At 68.9% G+C, this 23,095-nt stretch carries 16 protein-coding genes; 5 read left to right on the top strand and 11 right to left on the bottom strand.

Going from position 1 to position 23,095, the window contains the following annotated elements; all coding sequences use genetic code 11:
• Positions 1-24: 24 nt before the first annotated feature.
• The 3 genes from OHA18_RS21895 to OHA18_RS21885 form a co-directional block, all read right to left on the bottom strand.
• A complete protein-coding gene (locus OHA18_RS21895; RefSeq protein ID WP_329006045.1) occupies positions 25-801 on the bottom strand; it encodes an HpcH/HpaI aldolase family protein in 777 nt (258 codons plus the stop codon).
• 14 nt (positions 802-815) lie between these two features.
• Positions 816-2,345 (bottom strand): acyl-CoA carboxylase subunit beta, encoded by a 1,530-nt coding sequence (locus OHA18_RS21890; protein WP_329006044.1) that lies wholly within the window; start codon positions 2,343-2,345, stop codon positions 816-818.
• 69 nt (positions 2,346-2,414) lie between these two features.
• Positions 2,415-3,578 carry an acyl-CoA dehydrogenase family protein gene (locus OHA18_RS21885; RefSeq protein WP_329006043.1) on the bottom strand — a complete coding sequence of 388 codons (1,164 nt, stop codon included), beginning with the start codon at positions 3,576-3,578 and terminating at the stop codon, positions 2,415-2,417.
• A 53-nt stretch (positions 3,579-3,631) separates the two neighbouring features.
• On the opposite strand from OHA18_RS21885, the gene OHA18_RS21880 reads away from it, so the two are divergent.
• Entirely contained in the window at positions 3,632-4,045 is a 414-nt protein-coding gene (locus tag OHA18_RS21880; protein ID WP_329006042.1) for a MerR family transcriptional regulator, read from the top strand.
• Here OHA18_RS21880 and OHA18_RS21875 read toward each other — a convergent pair.
• From OHA18_RS21875 to OHA18_RS21850, 6 genes are read right to left on the bottom strand one after another with little or no spacing between them, the layout of a single operon-like run.
• Positions 4,020-4,724, bottom strand: coding sequence for a sirohydrochlorin chelatase (locus OHA18_RS21875; RefSeq protein WP_329006041.1), 705 nt, complete (start codon positions 4,722-4,724; stop codon positions 4,020-4,022). The two genes, OHA18_RS21880 and OHA18_RS21875, sit on opposite strands and share 26 nt — an antisense overlap.
• Entirely contained in the window at positions 4,721-5,848 is a 1,128-nt protein-coding gene (locus tag OHA18_RS21870; RefSeq protein ID WP_329006040.1) for a uroporphyrinogen-III synthase, read from the bottom strand. The genes OHA18_RS21875 and OHA18_RS21870 overlap by 4 nt, the downstream gene beginning before the upstream one ends.
• Positions 5,838-6,155 (bottom strand): nitrite reductase small subunit NirD, encoded by a 318-nt coding sequence (gene nirD, locus OHA18_RS21865; protein WP_329006039.1) that lies wholly within the window; start codon positions 6,153-6,155, stop codon positions 5,838-5,840. Before nirD ends, OHA18_RS21870 begins: the two co-directional genes overlap by 11 nt.
• Before the next feature lie 23 nt (positions 6,156-6,178).
• Positions 6,179-10,072 (bottom strand): nitrite reductase large subunit NirB, encoded by a 3,894-nt coding sequence (gene nirB / locus OHA18_RS21860; RefSeq protein WP_329006038.1) that lies wholly within the window; start codon positions 10,070-10,072, stop codon positions 6,179-6,181.
• Complete coding sequence (locus tag OHA18_RS21855) at positions 10,069-12,177, bottom strand: molybdopterin oxidoreductase family protein (protein WP_329006037.1); 2,109 nt, start codon at positions 12,175-12,177, stop codon at positions 10,069-10,071. Before OHA18_RS21855 ends, nirB begins: the two co-directional genes overlap by 4 nt.
• Positions 12,174-13,541, bottom strand: a complete 1,368-nt coding sequence (locus OHA18_RS21850) for an MFS transporter (protein WP_329006036.1) — start codon at positions 13,539-13,541, stop codon at positions 12,174-12,176. Before OHA18_RS21850 ends, OHA18_RS21855 begins: the two co-directional genes overlap by 4 nt.
• Before the next feature lie 148 nt (positions 13,542-13,689).
• On the opposite strand from OHA18_RS21850, the gene OHA18_RS21845 reads away from it, so the two are divergent.
• Positions 13,690-15,831, top strand: coding sequence for an MMPL family transporter (locus tag OHA18_RS21845; protein ID WP_329006035.1), 2,142 nt, complete (start codon positions 13,690-13,692; stop codon positions 15,829-15,831).
• A 68-nt stretch (positions 15,832-15,899) separates the two neighbouring features.
• On the opposite strand, the gene OHA18_RS21840 is transcribed toward OHA18_RS21845, so the two are convergent.
• Positions 15,900-16,085 (bottom strand): hypothetical protein, encoded by a 186-nt coding sequence (locus tag OHA18_RS21840; protein WP_329006034.1) that lies wholly within the window; start codon positions 16,083-16,085, stop codon positions 15,900-15,902.
• Between the two features lie 193 nt (positions 16,086-16,278).
• On the opposite strand from OHA18_RS21840, the gene OHA18_RS21835 reads away from it, so the two are divergent.
• Both OHA18_RS21835 and OHA18_RS21830 read left to right on the top strand, forming a co-directional pair.
• The gene (locus OHA18_RS21835; RefSeq protein ID WP_329006033.1) at positions 16,279-18,081 is read left to right on the top strand and encodes a DUF222 domain-containing protein; all 1,803 of its coding nucleotides are present in this window, start codon (positions 16,279-16,281) and stop codon (positions 18,079-18,081) included.
• A 9-nt stretch (positions 18,082-18,090) separates the two neighbouring features.
• A complete protein-coding gene (locus OHA18_RS21830; protein ID WP_329006032.1) occupies positions 18,091-18,531 on the top strand; it encodes a YdeI/OmpD-associated family protein in 441 nt (146 codons plus the stop codon).
• On the opposite strand, the gene OHA18_RS21825 is transcribed toward OHA18_RS21830, so the two are convergent.
• Positions 18,518-21,529, bottom strand: a complete 3,012-nt coding sequence (locus OHA18_RS21825) for a helix-turn-helix transcriptional regulator (RefSeq protein WP_329006031.1) — start codon at positions 21,527-21,529, stop codon at positions 18,518-18,520. The genes OHA18_RS21830 and OHA18_RS21825 overlap by 14 nt on opposite strands.
• 94 nt (positions 21,530-21,623) lie before the next feature.
• On the opposite strand from OHA18_RS21825, the gene OHA18_RS21820 reads away from it, so the two are divergent.
• Positions 21,624-23,060, top strand: a complete 1,437-nt coding sequence (locus OHA18_RS21820; protein ID WP_329006030.1) for an Nramp family divalent metal transporter — start codon at positions 21,624-21,626, stop codon at positions 23,058-23,060.
• Positions 23,061-23,095: the final 35 nt, after the last annotated feature.

Here is a 23,095-nt window from a genome sequence, read left to right as displayed (position 1 = left end):
ACCCGAGACGGCGCCGGGGTGTTCCTACGATCTGGCTGTGTCGAGGTGCGCCGCGGCGATCGCCTCGAGGTGACTGAGGTCGGAGGCCACCGTGGCGAAGCTGTAGCCCTGCTCCAGGCGGTGCTTCGCGGAGTCGCCGTCGAAGGTGTGGATGCCCGCGGCGATCCCGGCCTCCTGCGCGGTGCGCGCGATCAGCTCGACCGCCTCCTCGAACGGACCCTCGATCTCCGGGTCGCCCGGGAAGCGAGCACCCAGCGCGAGACCGAGGTCCGACGGGCCGACGTACACGCCGTCGAGGCCGGGCGTCGCACAGATCTCGGCGACGTTCTTCAGGCCGAGCGGCGTCTCGATCATCGCGAGTACGACGGTCTGCGCGTTGCTGTCGGCCGGCACCGGGCCGATCCGCAGCGAGGCCCGCATCGGCCCGAACGAGCGCACCCCGACCGGCGGGTACTTCGCCGCTCGCACCGCCCGCGCCACGTCGTCCGCGGTGTCGATCAGCGGCACGATCACCCCGGTCGCACCGGCGTCCAGCGCCCGCCCGATCGGCGTCGGATCGTTCGCCTCGACCCGCACCAGACCGGCGGTCGGCCGCGGCCCGATCGCGGAGCCGGCATCGATGGCGAGCAGCCCGGTCATCAGGCCCTGGTACCCGATCAGGCCGTGCTGACCGTCGAGCACCACGTAGTCGTACCCCAGCCGGGCGATGCGCTCGGCGGCCGGTGGCACGTCCAGCGTGATCCAGTACCCGACCAGCTTCTCCCGAGAGCGGACGCGGCCCGCGAAATCGTTTGCACTCACGCAGTGCAGACTATCTACACCGGCGGTACGCCGTGACGGCGGTGGGAGAACGTCCGGTCCTTGGACTGGGCCGCGGCGAGCCGGGCGATCAGGTCGGTGCGCAGGTCCTCGGGCTCGACGATCGCGTCGATGACCAGGTCGGCGGCCAGGCGGAGGATGTCGATGTCGGTCTCGTACTCCTCGCGGAGCTTCGCGACGTACTCCACCCGCTCGCCCTCGTCGGCGATCTCCTGGATCTTGTTGTAGTAGACGGCGTTGATCGCCGCCTCCGGACCCATCACCGCGATCTTCGCGGTCGGCAGCGCGACGCACGCGTCCGGCGAGAAGCCGGGTCCGCACATCGCGTACAGGCCGGCGCCGTACGCCTTGCGGACGATCACCGACACCGTCGGCACGGTCGCCTCGGACACCGCGGTGATCATCTTCGCGCCGTGCCGGATGATCCCGGCCCGCTCGACCTCGCTGCCGATCATGAACCCGGGCACGTCGCACAGGTAGATCAGCGGCACGTTGAACGCGTCGCACAGCCAGATGAACCGCGCCGCCTTGTCCGCCGAGTCGACGAACAGCACGCCGCCCTTCACCGCGGGCTGGTTCGCGACGATCCCGACGACCTGCCCGGCCAGCAGCCCGAACCCGACCACCAGCTCCGGCGCGTACGCCGGTTTGATCTCGAAGAACGTGTCCGCATCGAGGACCGCGTCGATCACGTCGTGGATGTCGAACCCGACGCTCTCCTCGGCCGGGACCAGATCCCGGGTGAAGTCGCGGCCGGCGTCCGAGGCGTCGTACGACGGCGGTCGCGAGCGCCACGAACCGGGGAGGTAGGAGAAGTACTGCTTGGCGAGCTCGATCGCCTCGGTGTCGTCCGCGGCGAGCAGGTCGCCGCAGCCGGAGACGCTGGTGTGCATCCGGGCGCCGCCCATCTCCTCCAGCGTGACCTTCTCGCCGACGACCATCTCGGCCATCCGGGGCGAGCCCAGGTACATCGAGGCGTTGCCGTCGACCATGATCACGATGTCGCAGAACGCCGGGATGTACGCGCCGCCGGCCGCGGACGGGCCGAACAGGCAGCAGATCTGCGGGACCTTGCCCGACAGCGCGACCTGGTTGTGGAAGATCCGGCCCGCGCCGCGGCGGCCCGGGAACAGCTGCACCTGGTCGGTGATCCGGGCGCCGGCCGAGTCGATCAGCCAGAAGATCGGCAGCTCGTCGCGGAGCGCGACCTCGGTGATCCGGACGATCTTCTCGACCGTCCGGGCGCCCCACGAGCCGGCCTTGACGGTCGGGTCGTTGGCGACGATCAGCGCCGGCCGGCCGTCGACCAGCGCGCGGCCGGTGACCACGCCGTCGGCGGGTAGGCCCGGGTTGAGCGCGTTCGCCAGCTGTGCTTCCTCGACGAAGCTGCCCTCGTCGACGAGCAGGGCGATCCGGTCGCGGACGTAGAGCTTGTTCTGCGACGCCAGCTTCGCAGCGGCCTTCTCCGGCGGTCCAAGGGTCGCCTCGCGGGCCGTCTTCACCTCGGTCCAGTGATCGCGCGTCATAACTGCCTTTCTACCTGTTACGTCCGAAGAACCGAGTAGATATGCGTGCACTTCTTCGGACGTAAGGAGTCATTCGACCGGGAGACCCAGTGAACGGGCGATGAGGATGCGTTGGACTTCTGAGGTGCCTTCGCCGATTTCTAGGATCTTGGCGTCGCGGTAGAAGCGGGTGACGGGGTACTCCTCCATGAAGCCGTAGCCGCCGAAGACCTGGGTGGCGATCCTGGTAGCGCTTACCGCCGACTCGGTCGCGTACAGCTTGGCAACGGACGCAGCCTGCTTGAACGCGGCGATCGACGCTCCGGCGTCCTTCAGCGCCGCCGCCCGGTAGACGAGCAGCTCGGCCGCATCGGCCATCACCTTCAGGTCGGCGATCTGGAACGCGACCCCCTGCTTGCGCCCGATCGGGCCGCCGAACGTCTGCCGCTCACCGGCGTACTGCACGGACAGCTCCAGGCAGGCGCGGATGCAGCCGAGCGCGACCGCCGCGATCGCGACGCGGCCGTCGTCGAGGGTCGCCAGGAACTGCGCGAACCCCTTCCCGCGCGTGCCGAGCAGGTTCGCCTCCGGCACCCGGACGCCGCTCAGCGACAGCGGATGCGTGTCGCTGGCATGCCAGCCGAGCTTGTCGTACGCCGCCTCCGCGACGAATCCCGGCGTACCGCTCGGGACGATGATCGTCGAGATCTCCGGCTTGCCGTCCGCGCGCTCACCGGTCCGCGCGGTGACCGTCACACACGACGTGATCGACGAGCCGGAGTTGGTGATGAACTGCTTCGAGCCGTCGATCACCCACTCGCCGCCGTCGAGGACCGCGCGGGTCTTGGTCGCGCCGGCGTCCGACCCCGACTCCGGCTCGGTCAGGCCGAACCCGGCCAGCTTCTGGCCGGCCACCAGGTCGGGCAGCCAGGTCGCCTTCTGCTCCTCGGTGCCGTAGGTCAGGATCGGGTTGATGCCGAGCCCGACCGCCGCCTCGAGCGTGATGCCCATCGACTGGTCGACCCGGGAGATCTCCTCGATCGCCACGCACAAGCTGGTGAAGTCACCACCGGCGCCGCCGAACTCCTCCGGCGCGGTCAGCCCGAACAGGCCGAGCTTGCCCATCTTCTGCACGACCTCCACCGGGAAGTAGTGCTTGCGGTCCCACTCGGCCGCAGACGGCGCGATCTCCGCCTCGGCGAAGTCGCGAACGCTCTGGCGGAACTCCCGGTGTTCCTCGGACAGCTCGAACATGCGGCACCCCTTCGTGCTTGACGCTTACGTAAACGTAAAGCACGCTGGGCTGCATGCACAACAGCCAGGTGTCCGCTGAGACCTGGTCGATCGCCGAGCTCGCCGCCGAGTACGACGTCACGCTGCGAACGATCCGGTTCTACGAGGACCGCGGCCTGCTCACCCCCGAGCGCCGCGGCACCGCCCGTGTCTACCACCCGCGCGACAAGGTCCGCCTCGGCCTGATCCTGCGCGGCAAGCGCCTCGGCTTCTCCCTCGACGAGATCGCCAAGATCGTCGACATGTACGACGCCGAGCCGGGCGAGGAAGGCCAGCTCGTCTACCTCCTCGACCAGATCACCCACCGCCGCGCCGAACTCGAACAACGCCGCCGCGACATCGAAGAAACCCTCGCGGACCTCCGCGAGGTCGAAGCCCGCTGCCGCGCGGACCTGAGTGCCCTCAGATCGCCGCTTCGTAAGCCCTGATCGTCACCGGGGACAGCTGCAGCGCCTCGTCGTACCTGCGGATGGCCAGCGCGGCCAGGCGGGGGTCGGCGCCCAGGGGTGGGGTGACCACGTGGCCGCGGGCGTGGCGGCGGACGAGGGTTTCGAAGAAGCCGGGAGCCAGGAGGTACGTCGCGACCGCGACTCGGCCGGGGGTTCGGGCGAGGACTGCGGGGAGGCGTTCGCCTGCGCCGGAGATGTAGCCGACGCGGACCGGGCGGTTGATGCGGTCGGACAGGAGGTCCGCGGTCTGCTCGCAGTCGAGCAGGGCGCGGGGGTCGGACGAACCGGCGGCGGCGAGTACGACGTGATCCACGTGGCGGAGGTCGCCGAGGCGGTCGGCCAGGATGTCGGCGAGGACGGGGTCGGGTCCGAGAGCGGGCGCCGCGTGAACGTGGCCCGGATAGCGGTCCACCTCGGCGGCTACGTCGACGTACACGTGGTAGCCGGAGCTCAGCAGCAACGGCACGACGACAGCGTGGTCGCTGTCGGCAACCACTCGGCGCGTCAGGTCGGAAAGGCCGGGGAGGTCGACGTCCACGAAGCCGAGGGAGATCGGCAGGTCGGGACGCCGCCGCGCCATCAGCCGAACGAGCTCGTGGACTACCCGGATACCTCGCAGATCCGCAGTGCCATGGGCGACCGCGATGAGATCAGTCACGACGGGACTCCGGCTGGTTCTACCGCGAGGCGGTAGCCGCGGCGGACTACGGTGCGGACCAGCTCGGGGCGGCCGACAGCTGTCCGCAGGCGATTGACCGTCACCTCGACGGCGTGGACGTCCTCGGCGCCGGGGAGCACGGCGAGCAGTTCCGGCCGCGAGACCACGTCACCGCCCGCGGCCACGAGAGCCGCGAGTACGGCGCGGGGCCCCGGGCCGAGTGGAAGTACGACGCCATCCAGCACCGCGGCACCACCGCGGATCACCAGCAGCCCGAACTCCGTTTCGATCGTCCGGGCATTGTCGTCGGTCAGCCGATCGGTGACGATCCGGATCAGTGCGCCCAACCGGAAGCGATCCGGCACCAGCGGCTCAAGACCCAACGCCACAAAGGGTCCCGCGGTGATCGGCCCGACGCAGGCGTTCAGCACGCGCCCGGTCCGCAGTGCGGACACCAACGCGTCGTACTGCCCAGCCAGCGCCGCGGCGTCGAGCATCGCCTGCGCGCCCGGCGCAGATGTGTGTACGACGGCGTCGACGGTGCCCGCGCAGATCTGCGTGATCATCCGCTCGACGACGGCCGCATCAGGCGCCGGCCCCCACCGGTACACCTCCAACCCGCGCACAGAGGCCCCCGCCGTACGCAACGCGTCCTGCAACGCCGGATCCGACAGCCCATGCAGTTGTACGACGATCTTCCGCCCGTGCACGCCCTGCGTCCGCAGCCATTCCACCACCTCGGCCGTCGTCTCCGACCGCGCCGACCAGTGCTCGACCAACCCGGCGGCCCGGATCGCGCCGCGCGCCTTCGGACCGCGGGCGAGGAGGCGCGACTGCTCCAATGTCCCCAGCAAGTCCGCGGCCGGGCCGGCTGTGTCAGCCGCCTCCACCCAGCCGCGGAATCCGACCGCGGTGGTGACCACGACGTCGTCCGGCGGGTTCGCGATCACCCGGCGGGTCGCCTCGATCAGCGCGTGGTCGTCGGCCACCGGCACGATCTGCAGCGTCGGCGCGTGCAGCACCTTGGCGCCACGGCGCTCGAACGACGCGACCAGATCCTCCGCGCGCCGGTGCGCGGTGATCGCGATCGTGCAGCCGCTCAGCGGCCCGGGCCTAGTCGCCACCGGGACCCACCACGACCTGGCCGTCGACGACCTCGACCGGGTAGACCGGCAGGGACACCTCCGGATCGTCCAGGCACACGCCCGTCCGCAGGTCGAAGACCTGCTTGAACATCGGCGACGCCACCGTCGCCACGTCGCCACGACTGCCGACGATGCCCCGGGACATCACGTTGGCCCCGCTGAACGGATCCTGGTTGCCGATGGCAAACACCTCGCCGTCGTGCGTGCGGAACAGCGCGATCTGCAGGTCCCCGAGCAGCGCGGCCACGCCACGCTCCGCGAGCAAAGCGTCAAAGGAACAGATCACCGTCGATCCAACAGCCGTGAGACTCATCGGCGTACCTCCAATCGGGGGCCGGCCAGCAGCACCGGCTCCAGCTGTCCGCGTTCGGCCGGCGTGGCGGGGCGCGGCTGGTTGCGCTCGACCACGTAGCGCAGGTCGGCGTCGGGCTGGTCCGGCGCGTTCACGAACGACACGAACCGCGCCAGCTTGCCGGGGTCGTTCAGCGTCGCCTGCCACTCGTCGACGTACGAGTCGACGTGCTTGGCCATCGCAGCGTCCAGGTCGGCGGCGATCCCGAGACTGTCGTTCAGTACGACGTCCCGCACGTGGTCGAGTCCGCCCTCGAGCTCCCGCATCCAGACCGCCGTCCGCTGCAGCCGGTCCCCGGTCCGGATGTAGTACATGAGGAACCGGTCCACCGTCCGGAACAGCTCTTCGTCGGTCAGGTCGGACGCGAGCAGCTCCGCGTGCCGGGGCGTCATCCCGCCGTTGCCACCGACGTACAGGTTCCAGCCCTTCTCGGTCGCGATCACACCGACGTCCTTGCCCCGCGCCTCGGCGCATTCGCGCGCGCAGCCGGACACTCCGAGCTTGAGCTTGTGCGGCGACCGCAGCCCGCGGTACCGCAGCTCGAGCGCGATCGCCATCCCCACCGAGTCCTGCACGCCGTACCGGCACCAAGTGGATCCGACGCACGACTTCACCGTCCGCAGCGCCTTGCCGTACGCATGCCCCGACTCGAACCCGGCGTCGACCAGCCGCTTCCAGATCGCCGGCAGCTGCTCGATCCGCGCGCCGAACAGGTCGACCCGCTGCCCGCCGGTGATCTTCGTGTAGAGCCCGAAGTCACGCGCCACCTCGCCGATCGTGATCAAGCCCTCCGGGGTGATCTCGCCACCGGGGATGCGCGGTACGACGGAGTACGTGCCGTCCTTCTGCATGTTGGCCATCACGTGGTCGTTGGTGTCCTGCAGCGTCGCGCGCTCGCCGTCGAGGACGTGGCCGGCCGGGTCCAGGCTGGCCAGGATCGACGCGACCACCGGCTTGCAGATGTCGCACCCACGACCGGTCCCGTGCCGCTCGACGATCTCGCTGAACGTCCGCAGCTCGGTGATCCGTACGACGTCGAACAGCTCGGCCCGGCTCAGGGCAAAGTGCTCACAGAGCGCCTTGCTGATCTCGACCCCGGCCTTGGTCAGCTCGGTGTTGAGCAGGTTCTTCACGATGGGCAGGCAGGAACCGCAACTGGTGCCCGCTTTCGTCTTCCCGCACACGGACTTGATGTCCGAGCAGCCCTCGTCGCGTACTGCGCAGCGGATCGTCCCCGCCGACACGTTGTTGCACGAGCACACCGGCGCGTCGTCCGGCAGCTCGAGCTGCACCGGCCCGGCGCCTTCCGGCAGCAGGAACGCGGCCGGGTCCGCACCGAGCTCGCGGCCGACCATCGGGCGGAGTCCGGAGTATGCCGACGCGTCGCCGACCAGAATGCCGCCCAGCAGGGTACGGGCGTCGTCGGACAGCACGAGCTTCTTGTAGACACCGGCCACCGGGTCGGCGTACACGATGTCGAGGGCGCCCTCGGTCGCACCGAAGGCGTCGCCGAAGCTCGCGACGTCGACGCCGAGCAGCTTCAGCTTGGTGGACGTGTCCGCGCCGGGGAACGTCGCCTCGCCGCCGAGCAACCGGTCCGCGACGATCTCGGCCATCGTGTAGCCGGGGGCAATCAATCCCCAGACGCGTCCTTCGATACAGGCGACTTCACCGATCGCCCACACCCCGGGCACCGACGTACGGCAGGCGTCGTCCACGACGACACCACCGCGCTCGCCGATTTCCAGTCCGGCTTCGCGGCCGAGTTCGTCGCGCGGACGGACACCGGTCGCGAAGACCACCACGTCGGCCGGCAGATCGGGGCCGTCGGCAACGGCCATCGCGCGGGCCGCGCCCTGCGAGGTGAGCTTCACCCGCTGGCACTGCGTCGCGGTCAGTACTTCGACGTCGAGGCTCTCGATCAACCGGGACAGCGCGGAACCGCCACCCTCGTCGACCTGCAACGGCATCAGCCGCGGCGCGAACTCGACGACCTTCGTGGCGGCATCCAGCGCCCGCAGCGCGCCGGCCGCCTCCAGTCCGAGCAGACCACCGCCGACGACGACACCGCTGACCTGTCTGCCCTCGGCCTTCAGGCGCTCGACGTACACGCGCAGCGCGGCGACGTCGTCTATGGTCCGGTAGACGAAGCAGCCTTGCGCGTCGTTGTTCTTCACCGGTGGGACGAAGGCCGCCGAGCCGGTCGCCAGGACCAATTCGTCGTACCCGATCTGCTCGCCGCGGGCGGTCGTCACGGTCCTGGCCGCGGTGTCGATCGCGGTGACCTGGACGCCCTTGCGCAGGTTCACGGCCGGGTCGTCCCAGAGGTCGGGGTCGCCGAGCGAGAGGTCCTGCGGGTCGCGGCCGGAGAAGTAGCTGGTCAGCGCGACCCGGTCGTACGGCAGCCGCGGTTCCTCGGCGAACACCGTGATGCGATAGGTGATGCCGGTGTCGCGCTGCCTGAGCGCCTCCACCAGCCGATGGGCGACCATGCCACCGCCGACCACCACAACGTGCTTGGCCTTGTTCAGCTCTGCCATCGTCGCCCTCCTGCTCGGGACTGGTTCGGTCTCGCCGCGCCGGAAGCGGTCGAGCAGTTCGCCGACGGCGCCGGTGCAACTGCCGCACCCGGTCGTCGCCCGCGTCGTGGCGGCGATGCCGGCGACACTGTCGGCACCTCCACGCCAGGCCGCCTCGATCGCGGTCCTGGTCACGCCGTTACACCGGCAGACCGCCGGCACCCTCTTCGTCGGCATTTCGGTTGCCGTGAGCAATCCATTCGCGACAACCGGCGTCCCGCGGTCCGCCAGCAGAACCAGCTCCGCGGCCACCTCCGGCGCACCCACCGCGACCGCCGACCGCACCACTCCGTCCCGCAGGACAGCTCGCACATACCTCGAGCCGTCCTCGAGCCGGACGACCTCACCGGCTTCGTCCTTGTCCCCCAGCACAAGCACATCAAGCCCACCAGCAGTAACCCGGACAACTTCGTGGTCGGGCAGCTCCGCGTCCTGCCCCATCAGCTGTCGGGCCAAGGCTTGAGCCTGCATCCAGGCTGCATCGACTGTTCCGGTCGTGCGGCCCTGTACCTCGGCGCAGTCCCCGATCGCGTGGACGTTCGGATCGTCCGGACTGGTCAGGGTTCGGTCGACGACGATTCCGGTGCGGACTGTCAGCCCGGTCGCCAGCTCGGTGCGCGGTCGCACGCCGCAGGCGACTACCAGCAGCTCACCAAAGACCTGGCGTCCGCTACGCAGGTTCAACGCCCGGAAGCGCCCGTCGCGAACATCCGTCCCGTCGAGCGCTGTGTTGAGCAGCACCTCGACACCCAACGCCCGCACCGCGCGCGTAACTCGCCGCCCCGCGGACGCCCGGATCGTCTTGTCCAGAAGGGTTTCCCCGTCATGCACAAGCGTCACTGCGACCCCGCGCTCCCGCAGCGCACACGCAGTTTCGACGCCGAGCAGGCCACCGCCCAGCACCACCGCCCGCCGCGTCGAGCCCGCCATCTCGACAACCGCCCGCGCGTCATCAACCGAGCGGAGCGCATGAACCCCCGAACCAGAGACACCCTCCGGCAGCACCGGCTCAGCGCCGGTCGCGAACACCAGCCGGTCGTACGCCCACTCGCGCCCGCCGGCATCAGTCACCACCCGACGATCCCGATCGACAGCCACCACGGTCGCCACCGGTTCATCCCCGACGACCGGCTCAGCCCGGCCGGCGACGTACTCCGTCAGCCGGCTCCGGTTGTACGACGGTTCGTCGCCGAGCACGGTCACGTCGTACGACGGCAACAGCTCGGCCAGCCTGCGCCCAGCCATCCCACCGCCGATGATCACGACTCTCATGCCGAAACCCCTGCCGCTGGATGGGCCGCGGCGGTGACTTCGACGGCACACGCCTTGAACTCGGGCATCTTCGACACCGGGTCGAGCGCATCGTTGGTCAGCTCGTTGACCGCCTCGACCCCACCGAAGTGGAACGGCACGAACACCGTGTCCGGCCGGACGTCGGTCGTCACCCGGGCCGGCAGCACCATCGAACCCCGGGCGGTCCGCAACCGCACGGGACGCCCGTCCCCGATCCCCAGCTGAGCGGCCACCCGCGGATGGATCTCCGCGAACACCTCCGGCTCCGCCTCGGCCAACTCCGGCACCCGCCGCGTCTGCGCACCGCTCTGGTAGTGCTGCAGCAAGCGCCCGGTCACCAGGTACATCGGCGCTTCCACGTTGAGGTCGTCCGCCACCGGCCGATGGTCGACGGGCACCACATGCGCCCGCCCGTCCGGCGTCGGGAATCCGTCCGCGAACAGGCGCGGCGTACCGGGATGCCCATCGTGCGGCACCGGCCAGAACAGCGCCTCACCCGCATCCAACCGCTCCCAGGTAATGCCGGAGTAGTCGGCCCGCCCACCAGCACTCGCCAGGCGAAGTTCCTCGAACACCTCAGCCGGATCAGTCGAGAACCCTTTACTGCCAAGCCTTTCCGCAAGCCCGGCGAACACCGCGAGATCGCTCCGCACCTCACCAGGCGGCGGTACGGCGGTACGCCGCCGCAGGACCCGCCCTTCGAGCGACGTCATCGTCCCGTCCTCCTCGGCCCACTGCGTGACCGGAAAGACGACATCCGCCAGCAAGGCCGTCTCCGAGGGCACCACGTCCGCGACGACCAACAGGTCCAACGACGCGATGCGCTCACGGACGGACGACAGGTGTGGCGCCGACACGAGCAGATTGCTCCCGTGGACCAGCAGCGCCTTCGGACCGTCCGTCGTACCGAGCGAATTGATCAGCTCGACCGCGCTCTTCCCAGCTCGCGGCAGGTCCTCGGGCTCCACACCCCAGACCTGCGCAACGTGCGAGCGCGCCGCTGGGTCCTCAATGCTCCGATAGCCGGGCAGCTGATCCGCCTTCTGCCCGTGCTCACGACCGCCCTGACCGTTGCCCTGGCCCGTGATGCAGCCGTACCCGCTCCCCAGCCGACCAGGCAGTCCCAGAGCCAGCGCCAGGTTGATACAAGCAGTCACCGTGTCGGTGCCCTTGCTGTGCTGCTCAGCCCCACGCCCTGTCAGCACGAACACACCCGCACCACCATGTACTGGCGCAGCTGCAGCCAGCACCCGCGCAGCGCGGCGGATCGTCGCGGCCGGTACACCAGTCACCCGCTCGGCCCGCTCCGGCCACCAGGACGCTGTGGAGCGAGTCAGCAAGTCTGGATCATCAGTCCGATCCCGCAGGTACGTCGTGTCCGCGAGACCCTCCTGCAGCACCACATGGGTCAACGCCAGGACCAGTGCGAGATCGGTGCCTGGTGTGGCCTGCAGGTGGATCCCTGCGTTGTCTTCAGTGAGTCCAGCGGTGGCGGAGCGACGCGGGTCGACGACCAGAAGCCCACCCGTGTCCCTCGCACCTTGCAGATGCGCGACCGCCGGCGGCATCGTCTCTGCGATGTTGCTGCCGACCAGCAGTACCGCACCCGCCCCGCCCAGATCCGCCAGCGGGAACGGCAGCCCCCGGTCGATCCCGAACGCCCGGTTCGTCGCGGCTGCCGCCGACGACATACAGAACCGGCCGTTGTAGTCCACATTCGCCGTCTTCAGCGCAACCCGGGCGAACTTCCCGAGCGCGTACGCCTTCTCGTTCGTCAGCCCGCCGCCGCCGAACACGGCCACCGCGTCACGACCGTGCGCCGACTGCAGCGCCCGGATCCGCTCCGCGACGAAGTCCAGCGCGGCATCCCAACTCGTCTCCACCAGCTCGCCCGCGGCGTCCCGGATCAGCGGCTTGGTGAGTCGATCCGGCACCGTGAGCACGTCGGGAGCCGTCCAGCCCTTGCGACACAGCCCGCCCTGTCCGGCGGGGCGCACCTCCACGGCACCCGGCCGAGCGACCGGGTGCAGCGTGGTGGCGCACTGCAGAGCGCAGTACGGACAGTGAGTAAGGACAGAGCTCACACGCGCTCCTGGCTGAGTGGGCCGCCCTTGCGCAGGTAGCAGAAGTACGTCACCGCCAGGCACAGCACGTAGAAGCCGCAGAACACGTACAGCGCCGGGACCAGCGAGCCGAAGTGGCTCGTCGACATCGCGAACCCGCGCGGTACCAGGAACCCGCCGTACGCACCGACCGCCGACGCGATCCCGATGCAGGCCGCCGCCTCCCGCCGCGCCCGGCCGGAGTCGTCCGGTGTCGTCAGCCGGAACACCGCCGGGATCATCCGGTACGTCGACCCGTTGGCCGCGCCACTGGCCACGAACAGGACCAGGAAGCTGATCAGGAACGCCGCGAAGCTCCCGGACTTCAGCGACACGATCGCCGCCAGGATGCCGAGCCCCATCACCACGAACGAGCAGACCGTGATCCACGCGCCGCCGACCCGGTCCGACAGCTTGCCGCCGAACGGCCGGGCGACCGACCCGACCAGCGCGCCGAGGAACGCGAAGTGCGCCGGCGTGATGTCCGGGAACGTGGTCTTGATCAGCAGCGGGAACGCCGCCCCGAAGCCGATGAACGACCCGAACGTGCCGATGTACAGGAACGAGATCACCCAGGTGTGCGGGCGCTTCGCGGCGGCGATCGACGTACGGAACGAGGAGTTCGCCACCGACAGGTTCGCCATCACCTTCCAGGCCCAGAACGCGGCCAGGACGATCAGCGGCAGCCACATCAGACCGGCCCGGTTCAGCGACAGGCCCGCGCCGGCGACGATCACGATCGGCACCACCAGCTGTACGACGGCGACGCCGAGGTTGCCGCCGGCCGCGTTGATGCCGAGCGCGAAGCCCTTCTCCTTCTCCGGGTAGAAGAACGAGATGTTGGTCATGCTGCTGGCGAAGTTGCCGCCACCGACACCCGCGGTCGCCGCGACCAGCGCCATCAGCCAGAACGGCGTGTCCGGCCGGGTCATGAAGTACGCCAGGCCCGAGGTCGGGATCAGCAGCAGCATCGCGGAGACGACTGTCCAGTTCCGCCCACCGAACCGCGGTACGGCGAACGTGTACGGCAGCCGCAGCGTCGCTCCGACCAGACTCGGCAGCGCGACCAGCCAGAACAGCTGGTTCGTGTCGTAGCCGAAGCCGGCCTTGGGCATCGACACCACGACGATGCTCCACAGCTGCCAGACGGAGAAGCCGAGGAACTCGGCGAAGATCGAAGGCCAGAGGTTCCGCCGCGCGATCGCGCGGCCCTTCCCGGCCCAGAACGTGGCGTCCTCGGGATCCCAGACGTCGATCCAGCGTCCGCGTCGCGGCGCCTCGACGGTCCCCACCGGGCCGTGGGCTTCCCTGGTGGCGACGGTCTCAGGTCCTGCCTCGAGCGTCATCGCAAGTCTCCGATCATCCGACCTCATCGATTAGGCCTGGACGTTATGACCGGGGTGTTTCCGCGTAGTCATCTTGTTGTTACGCCGCCGAAACGGCTCCCGCACACCCATTGCCAGGTGGTGAGAGGTCGCGGGTACTGTGCCCAGCGTGAACCGGTGGACGTGGCGGGCGGCTATTGCCGCCGTACTGATCGGCTGGCTGGTGCTGGGCGCCCTGGGCGGGCCGGCGGTCGGGAAACTGAGCGAAGTTCAGCAGAACGACAACGCGAACTTCCTCCCGAAGCAGGCCGAGTCGACGTTGGTGGCCAACGAGTCGGCGAAGTTCGTCGACTCCAAGGCGCTGCCGTACTTCGTCCTGATCGAGCGTGAATCGGGCATCACCGCAGCCGACCTGGATGCGGCCAAGGCCTTCATCGCCCGGATCCCCGCCCTCGACATCGGCGACGGGAAGAAGCTGGGTTCGTACCTGTCCGCCCCGGTCGCCGCCCCGATCCCGTCGGCGGATCACAAGGCGCTACTGATCACCGTCCAGACGAACGGCGATCGCGCCGACGAGGTGGTCACCCAGGGTACGACCGTGCTGTTCGCGGTCGCCGACACGCTGCGGACCGATATCAAGCAGAACCTCACACCGACTGGTCTGCAGGTCTACGTCACCGGTCCGGGCGGGGTCTTCGCGGACTTCGTGGTCGCGTTCAGCGGGATCGACGGGATCCTGCTCGGGGTCGCGCTGGCGGTCGTGTTCGTGATCCTGCTGATCGTCTACCGCAGCCCGATCCTGCCGATCGCGGTCCTGCTCACCGCGGTCTTCGGCCTCGCGCTCGCCGCGCTGGTGGTGTACCCGCTGGCGAAGAACGGCGTACTCCAGCTCAACGGCCAGAGCCAGGGCATCCTGTTCATCCTGGTCGTCGGAGCGTCGACGGACTACTCGTTGCTGCTCGTCTCCCGTTACAAAGAGGAACTGCACGACTACGAGAACAAGTTCCAGGCGATGCGGGTCGCCTGGCGTGCGTCGATCGAGCCGATCGCGGCCAGCGCGGCGACGGTCATCCTCGGGCTGGTCTGTCTGCTGCTGTCCAAGCTCGGCAGTACGAAGGGTCTCGGGCCGGTCGGAGCGTTCGGGATCGCCGGGGCCTTCATCGCGGCGATGACGTTCCTGCCCGCGATCCTGCTCGCCTTCGGCCGGCGGATCTTCTGGCCGTCGATCCCCCGCGTCGACCACGTCCACTCCAGCGACCAGGTCGGCGGACGACGCCTCTGGGGGCGCATCTCCGGTCTCGTCGGCCGGCGTTCCCGCCGGGTCTGGGTGATCACCGCGCTGGCGTTGCTGGCGTGCGCGGCGTTCCTGCCGACGTTCAAGGCCAGCGGGACGTCGCAGGAGGACCTGTTCCTCAACAAGGTCGAGTCGGTCACCGGGCAGAAGGAGCTGGCCAAGCACTTCGACGCGGGCGCCGGTACGCCGGTGCAGATCCTCACCCCGGTCGGTCAAGCGGATCAGGTCGTGCAGACCGCGTTGCAGGTCGACGGTATCGCCACGGCGTCCGCCTCGGTCGCTCCCGGCGTACCGCCGAAGGTCGTCGACGGCAAGGTGCTGGTGCAGGCCACGCTCAAGGTGCCGGCCGATTCACCGGACGCGACGAAGGTCGTCAAGCACCTGCGGTCCTCGCTGGACTCGGTCAGTCCGGATATCCTGGTGGGCGGCAACACGGCGATCAACCTCGACGTACTGGACGCCGCGCAGCGTGATCTGCGGGTGATCATCCCGACCATCCTCGCGGTCATCTTCGTCGTCCTGATGCTGCTGCTGCGGTCCCTCGTCGCCGCCGTCCTGCTGGTGATCGCCAACGTGCTCTCGTTCGGCGCGACGGTCGGGGTCAGCGCGCTGATGTTCAACCACGTCTTCAAGTTCCCCGGCGCCGACCCCGGCATCCCGCTCTACGCCTTCGTCTTCCTCGTTGCCCTAGGCATCGACTACTCGATCTTCCTGATGACACGGGTCCGGGAAGAATCCCAGGAACACGGCACCAGACCCGGCATCCTCGTCGGCCTCGCCGTCACCGGCGGCGTCATCACCTCAGCCGGCGTGGTCCTCGCCGCCACCTTCTCCGCCCTGGCCGTCCTCCCCATCCTCTTCCTGGTCCAAATAGCCTTCATGGTCGCCTTCGGCGTCCTCCTGGACACCACCGTCGTCCGCTCCCTCCTGGTCCCCTCCCTGGCCCACGACCTCGGCCCCCGAGTCTGGTGGCCCAGCAAACTCTCCAAGGAAAAGATGAGAAGAAAGACAAAATAGATTGAGGCTCAGGCCGGCCTGCAACCTCGCCTCACCCCGGCGAAGGTCGCCTTCAGTCCGCCCAACGTTCAGCGGTCGACCGTGCCGCCTGGCTGGACGACAAGCCTGTCGGCCGCGGGTCCGTTGATGATCCAGTTCGGCCCGATCAAGATCGGGGCCGGCTTGAGCTTCTGCACGGTCATCAGCTCATTGAGGTCGCGCGGAGTGTCGATCGCAGACTGCAGCTCGCCGTCCGTGGCGTAGGTCGACAACACCGTCCTCAGTGCAGTTCCCCGACTCCGCGGCAGTCTGCACAACGTTGTCCTGAGTCCAAGTCGAGCACGGCAATCCTGCCGCCAGTGCGGCATCCTTCAAGGCAACGACCGCACCCCCGGCTCGCCTTGAAAATAAGAGCTTTCGAGCCAGGTCAGTTTGGTGGCAGGAGATGTAGAAGGTAGAATCGAACACATGTTCGAGGAAGACTTGAGTGAGCTCGCGACGACCGATCTATTGGAGTCGGCTGTTGGGCATCGCGCGGTGGCCAACCGGGCTGACGCGCGGCTGCTGGAGCATGCTCAGATCTATGCCGACCGGTTCCACCCGTCCAGTTGCGGCGTCCGGCCCGGGCGCGGGTCCTGTGGCGGGCGGGAGCGCGCTGTGGTGCTAGGTGGTGACGGCTGCCCTGAAATTGCGGAGTTCGCGATCGCCGAGTTCGGTGTCGTGCTCGGGATCTCGCCGATGGTGGCGGCCCGGTTCATCGGCGAGGCGTTGGCACTGCGACATCGATTCCCGTTCTCTTGGGCACGCGTTCAAGCCGGCGACGCCACGCCATGGAAGGCGCGCCAGATCGTGTCGGCATGCACGAAACTGTCCGAAGAAGCCGCCCGGCGCGTGGACCGACGCGTCGCGCCGCTGATCGACTCGATCACCCCGTACCGGCTGGACAAGATCGTCCGCGCCGCCAAGCTCCACGCCGATCCCGAAGTGGCCCGGGACGAATCCGCCGAGGCGGAGCAAGAGCGTGGCGTATTCGTCGGCCGCAGCGACGACCACGGCAACAAGACCATCTTCGTCAAAGCCCCGGTCGGCGCAGTCATCCGGCACGACGCGACCATCGCCGCCATCGCCGACGCCCTCAAAACCTTCGGCGACACCCGTCACCTCCAACACCGCCGCGCCGACGCCATCGGCATCATCGCCGACCCCCGCTACACCCAAGAGCTCCTAACCCAAGCTCGCAACCACCCCGCTTCCAACGCCCCGACCGCCGACGCCTCAGCCGCGGATACGAACGCCGGCCAGCAACCTCCTGCAGAGCGCCCGGCAGGAACCCGTGGTCGGCGATCGCCAGCAGAAGCCGGCCCCAGAGCTGACCGGAGCCATCGCTCCGGCGTTGGGTCGGGTGCGTCCGCAGTAGACGCGTCCCGTTGGAGGACTGCGGCGCTCCCGGCAAGCTCGCGGTACGACGCTCCGGAGACGGGCAACGTGGATCTGCCTGCTCCGCGACTAGTCCCAGAGCCCTCAGACCGGCCCGGTCCGCTCGAGCCGCCGGAAGTTCCGTTGGCGGAGGGATCCGGGCCGTGCGATCCAGATCCGCCGAGCGACCCGTTTGACAGCCGACCGCTGGGATCCGTGCCTGGTCCCCGGATCGAGCCCGATGAGGGCGTGCCTATGGACGCTGCCGAGCTACGGGAGCTCGACGTGCGCCTTGCCAGGATCAGGCAGGACGCCTACACCAATCCCACCGGCTCCGCGGGACAGGCGCGTCCGGGGCAGACCGAGGTCTTCGTGCACCTGACGGACCACACTCTTGCCACCGGCAACGGTGTGCTGCGCGCCGAGGGGATCGGCCCGCTGCTCGCCGACCAACTGACCGAACTCATCGGCCACGGGCCCTACACCGTCAAACCCGTGATCGACCTCAACGACACTGTCAGCGTCGACGCGTACGAGATCCCCAGCCGGATCCGCGAGCGTGTCCGACTGACCTACCCCGTCGAACTGTTCCCGTTCGGCACCCGCGAGACCCATCGCACCATCGACCTCGATCACATTCAGCCCTACGACCCGTACGGCTCGGCCGGTCAGACCAGCACGAGCAACCTGGCGCCGCTCAGCCGGTACGCCCACCGGGTCAAAACGCACGCGTACGGATGGACTGTCCACCGCATCAACCACAACACTCTCGAATGGAGTACACCCCATGGCTTCACGTTCCGTGTCGACGCCACCGGGACCCATCGGGTCGACCCGAGTAGGCGCGGTTTGTAACGTGGGCGTATGGAGACGTTCGAGGGGCGGATCACGGTCAACGACGGCGGCGGGGCCTGGGTCGAGGTGCCGGGCGAGGTCGTCGCGGCGCTTGGCGGGGGCGGGCGGATTCCGGTGCAGGCGACGTTTGACGGGGTCGCGTATCGGGGGTCGGTCGCCTCGATGGGTGGGTGTATGGCGCTCGGGATTCTCAAGGGCATCCGGAGCGAGTTGGGGAAGGGGGACGGGGATGCGGTGACCGTGACGGTGGAGCGGGATACGGCTGAGCGGACGGTTGAGGTGCCGGATGACTTAGCCGCAGTGCTGGCGAAGGAGGGGCTGCGGGCGACATTCGACCAGCTCAGCTTCAGTCATCGGCGCGAGCATGTGCAGGCCATCACCGACGCGAAGAAACCCGAAACCCGTCAGCGGCGGATCGACAAAGCGGTGGAGATGCTCAGGACCTCTTGAGCGAGGCCAGTTCGGTCCGGTTGGAGACGCCGAGTTTGGCGTAGACGTGGGCCAGATGGGTTTTGACCGTGCCGCGGCTGATGAACAGGCGTTCGCCGATCTCGGGATTGCTGAGGCCTTCGACGGCGAGGTCGACGACCTGTTGCTCCGTGGGCGTGAGGCTGGCCCAGCCGGAGGACGGGCGGCCGCGGGCGCCGCGGGTACGGCGGGCGTAGGCGACGGCCTCCTCCAATGACAGCGGCGGCTCATCCGAGGTCGGTAGGTCTGGATGGTCCGGTGGCGTGGCCAGGCCGAGCTCCGTGCGGGTGGTGGCTGCCGCGGTAGCGAGGCGGGTTGCGTCGGCGGGGCGGTTGGTGTGGTTTGCCAACAGGGCAAGGGATTCCAGGCTGTCGATCACGTACGTACGCAGCCCGTGGTCGACCCGGATCGTCAACGCCTGATGCAGCAGGTCGGCCGCCTTGTCCGGCTGCGCAACCGTCGCGACGCGGCCGAGCTGGTCGAGCGCATCGGCGAGGATCCGCGGCAGGTTGTACCGGCGAGCCAGTGCGACAGCACGCTCGAGCACCTCGACCGCATCCCGACCACCGGCGCGCATCGCAGCCGCAACGCTCGGCAACAACATCGCAGGTACAAACGTCTCCGCCAGGGGGCCGTCGGCCGCCGTCTCGCGGGCCACCCACTCCACCGCAGCGTCGTACTCGCCGCTCCAGTACGAGATCAGCCCCATCACCTGCCCGAGGTTCGACACGACGGCGCCCGCGGTCTCGGCCAGTTCGAGCAGCGGCCGCATCAGCTCGCGCGCTTCGTCGAGCCGACCGGTCCGCACCAGCATCGTTGCCAACTGGCCACGCGCGGTCCCGACCCGGTGGAAGTCGCCGAGCGGTTCAGCGGCAGCGAGAGCGCGCTCCGCGACCTCGACGGCCTTCGACGGCTCGCCGGTCGACATCAGGCTCTCGGACCACACGGTCAGTACGGTCGTCGCGATCCCGCGCTCGCCGCTGGTGATCAAACCGTCGACAGCGCCCTCGAGCAGCGGCCGCAGCTCGTCGTGCCGGTCCCACAACGACAGCAGGACGCACTGCAAGGCGATGTTCGCGTTCCGCACCTGCTCGTCCTCCGCCGCCAGCCGCACGCCCTCGGCCGTCAGGTCCCATGCCTTCTGAAAGTCGGTGAAGAACTCGCCGACCGCCGCGAGCGCCAGGAAGAGCGACCGCAACCGGTCGTCGCCCAACTCGGTAGCGAGCGCGAGCCCACGACCAGCCGCGTCGTACCCGAACGGATCGACAGTGTCGGCGACCGTCGCATACCCGTAAAGCAAGCGGGCCTGGAGCAACGACCGGTCGTCCGGCGCGAGTTCGATCGCCCGGCGCAGGTAGCCGATGCCCTCGGTCCCGGTCGCGTGCAGGTTCCACAGCCAGCGCAGAGCAGCGGCCAGCCGACGGCCGAGTTCCGGATCGTCCGCCCGCAACCCGTGCTCCAGGGCAGCCCGGAAGTTCTCCCGCTCCGGCTCGATCAACGACCGCCAGGCATCCCGATCCTTGTCCAGCAAGGGCTCCGCGTTCTCCGCGATGAGGAGGTAGTGGTCCAGGTGCCGGTCGCGCGCAACCTCCAGCTCACCTGCCTCCGCCAGCCGCGTCCCGGCGTACTCGCGGATCGTCTCCAGCAACCGGTACCGGCCGCCCTCGGCGACGACAAGCGATTTGTCGACAAGCCGTGCAAGCAGCTCGAGTACGCCGCCGCAGACCGCCGTGGCTGCATCCAGGGTGAACCCGCCGGAGAAGACAGCCAGCCGCTGGAACACCTCGCGCTCTTCGGGCGACAGCAACTCGTAGCTCCAGTCGATCGAGGCCGCGAGCGTCTGCTGGCGCGCCGCCACCCCGCGGACGTTCTTCGTCAGCAGGCCGAACCGATCGCTCAGCCCCGCCTCGATCTGTTCGGGCGTCAGCGTTCGTACCCAGGCCGCAGCCAGCTCCAGAGCAAGCGGCATCCCGTCCAGCCGCACGCAGATCGATCGAATCGCCTGGTCCGACTCGGTCTGCGCGAAATCGCCGGCACCGGCACGTTCGAGAAACAGAGCCCGCGCTTCGTCCGGGGCCAGCGCGGGCACGCGCCAGATCGCCTCGCCGGGAAGGTCGAGCGGCTCGCGGCTGGTCGCCAGGACCGAGATCTCGGGGCAGCCGGTGTGCAACGCGAGGACGAATTCCGCGACCCCGTCGATGATGTGCTCGCAGTTGTCCAGGCAGATCAGCGCCCGCCTGGTCCGCAACTGGCCGAGCAGCAGGCGATCTCCGGACTCGACGAGCAGACCGATCGCGGCGGCGACCACCTCCGGGATCTGCCCGGCGTCGGTGACCGCGGACAGGTCGACCCACCACACGCCGTCTGGCCAGCGTTCGGCCAGCTGGGCTGCGGTCTGCGCGGCCAACCGGGTCTTGCCGCTGCCGCCCGGACCCGTCAACGTGACGAGGCGGCTGCCGGAGAGTTGGGTGCGGAGCGCGGCAACCTGGGTCTGACGTCCGACGAAGCTGGTGAACATCACCGGCAGGTTGTTCGGCACCTGGTCGAGGGAGCGCAACGGCTCGGCCGTCGCAGTCAGTTCGAAGATTCGCTCCGGCGAGCCGAGATCCCGTAGCCGATGGACGCCGAGATCGCGCAACTGCTGCAGGTCGACGGCTGTCGTTGCCGTGAGCAACGTCTGGCCGGGATTGGCGATCGCCAGCAGCTGCTCGGCATGCCGGACAGCCGGGCCGGCGGCCGGCGCGGTGTGCAGGGCGATCCGGAGCAGCTCTCCCGCCGGGACCCGCGCGGCCGCCTCCCGGAGTTCGTGCGCCGCGGCGATCGCATCGGCCGCGTCGTCGTACGCAAGAACGGGCCAGCCGGCATCCCGTCGTACCAGCAGCTCCCCCGGCAGCTCCGCAGCCAACCCGGCCAGGCGCGCGTACGCCGGCGCGCTCGCGGCCCCGGCGTACGACGCGGTCAGAACTGTCACCCCACCCATGCCGGTCAGTCTGCCATCCGGCTGTGTCGGGTCGCCGTCGTCGACAGTATTCGTTAACCTCCGGGGCAGGGGGTCGAGGAGAGTGAGGAGCCTGATGGCAGACACCACATCGACTGACCACGGACGATTCGCACTACCGACCAAGAATCTGCCCGCACCGCAAGTTCGCGACCTGCCCGAGCCGCCCAGCAAGACCTGGAAGATCATCGGTCCCGGCATGGTCGGGGCCGGGGTGGGGCTGGCCTCGGGTGAGTTCATCCTCTGGCCGTACATCTCCAGCCAGGTCGGCCTGGTGTTCCTCTGGGGCGCCGTCGTCGGCGTGGTGGTCCAGTGGTTCCTGAACATGGAGATCGAGCGGTACACGCTGGCAACTGGTGAGACAGCGTTGACCGGCTTCAACCGGTACGGGAAGCACTGGGGCCTGTTCTTCGCGATCATGACGTACTTCGCGAACCTCTGGCCCGGCTGGGCGACCAGTTCGGCGAGCATGCTCACGTACCTGTTCGGCGCCGGCGATCCGCGCTGGATCGCGATCTGCATGCTGCTGCTGATCGGCGCGATCCTGACCTTCGCGCCGGTCGTCTACGTGATGCTGGAGCGGCTGATCGCGGTCAAGATCGCCGCGGTCGCGCTGCTCGTGATCCTCGCGCTGGTGTTCGCGATCCGCGGCAAGACGTACAGCGCGCTCGGCGACGCGGTCACCCATCCGCAGTTCCCGGCCGACCAGCTGGGGTTCGCGCTGGTGATGGGTGCGATCGCGTACGCCGGTGCGGGCGGCGGGCAGAACCTTGTGCAGAGCAACTGGATCCGCGACAAGGGCTTCGGCCAGGGTCTGCATGTGCCCCGGCTGACATCACCGGTCACGGGCGAGACCGAGGCCGACCCGACCGCCAACGGGTACACGTTCACGCCGGACAACGCGAACCTGGCCCGCTGGCGGCGCTGGTGGAAGTTCGCGAACATCGAGCAGGCCGCGACGTTCGTCGCGATCACCGTGATCACGATCGTCTTCACGTCGATGCTCGCCCACGCGACCCTGTTCGGGAACCCGGACGTCAAGAACAGTATCGGCTTCCTGAAGATCGAGGGTACGACGCTGCAGACGATGGTCGGCGGATGGTTCGGCTACCTGTTCTGGGCGATCGGCGCATTCTCCCTGTTCGCCGCGGCGGCCGGCATCGTCGACTACACGTCGCGGCTGTCGTCCGACATGATCAAGGCCCGCTATCTCCGCGAGTCGAAGATCACCGAGTCCAAGCTGTACTTCTGGCTGGTCTGGGGCCTTGTTGCCTTCGGCATCATCGTCCTCCTGGCCGGCCTGACGCAGCCCCTGGTCCTGCTGGTCATCTCCGCCTGCACCGCCGGCACCATGATGTTCGTGTACTCCGGCCTGCTCTGGTGGATGAACTCCCGGGCCCTCCCCCGCGCCATCCGCATCACCACCTGGCGCACCGCAGTACTGGCCTTCTCGTTCCTGGCGTTCGGCTTCCTCGCCGTCTTCACGATCATCGACCAGGTCAAGAAGCTCTGAAGCGGACCTGCATGCAGGCAGAACCCGGTCGGAAG

The sequence above is a fragment of the Kribbella sp. NBC_00709 genome (genome assembly GCF_036226565.1).
In the GTDB taxonomy this organism is placed as follows: Bacteria; Actinomycetota; Actinomycetes; order Propionibacteriales; family Kribbellaceae; genus Kribbella.
This window is presented reverse-complemented; position numbering and strand designations above follow the sequence as displayed.

Coding starts and splice junctions, on each gene's coding strand:
- OHA18_RS21850 (WP_329006036.1), bottom strand. CDS start 13,541: ATGACGCTCGAGGCAGGACCTGAGACCGTCGCCACCAGGGAAGCCCAC.
- OHA18_RS21820 (WP_329006030.1), top strand. CDS start 21,624: ATGGCAGACACCACATCGACTGACCACGGACGATTCGCACTACCGACC.
- OHA18_RS21880 (WP_329006042.1), top strand. CDS start 3,632: ATGCACAACAGCCAGGTGTCCGCTGAGACCTGGTCGATCGCCGAGCTC.
- OHA18_RS21825 (WP_329006031.1), bottom strand. CDS start 21,529: ATGGGTGGGGTGACAGTTCTGACCGCGTCGTACGCCGGGGCCGCGAGC.
- OHA18_RS21830 (WP_329006032.1), top strand. CDS start 18,091: ATGGAGACGTTCGAGGGGCGGATCACGGTCAACGACGGCGGCGGGGCC.
- nirB (WP_329006038.1), bottom strand. CDS start 10,072: ATGAGAGTCGTGATCATCGGCGGTGGGATGGCTGGGCGCAGGCTGGCC.
- OHA18_RS21835 (WP_329006033.1), top strand. CDS start 16,279: ATGTTCGAGGAAGACTTGAGTGAGCTCGCGACGACCGATCTATTGGAG.
- OHA18_RS21890 (WP_329006044.1), bottom strand. CDS start 2,345: ATGACGCGCGATCACTGGACCGAGGTGAAGACGGCCCGCGAGGCGACC.
- OHA18_RS21885 (WP_329006043.1), bottom strand. CDS start 3,578: ATGTTCGAGCTGTCCGAGGAACACCGGGAGTTCCGCCAGAGCGTTCGC.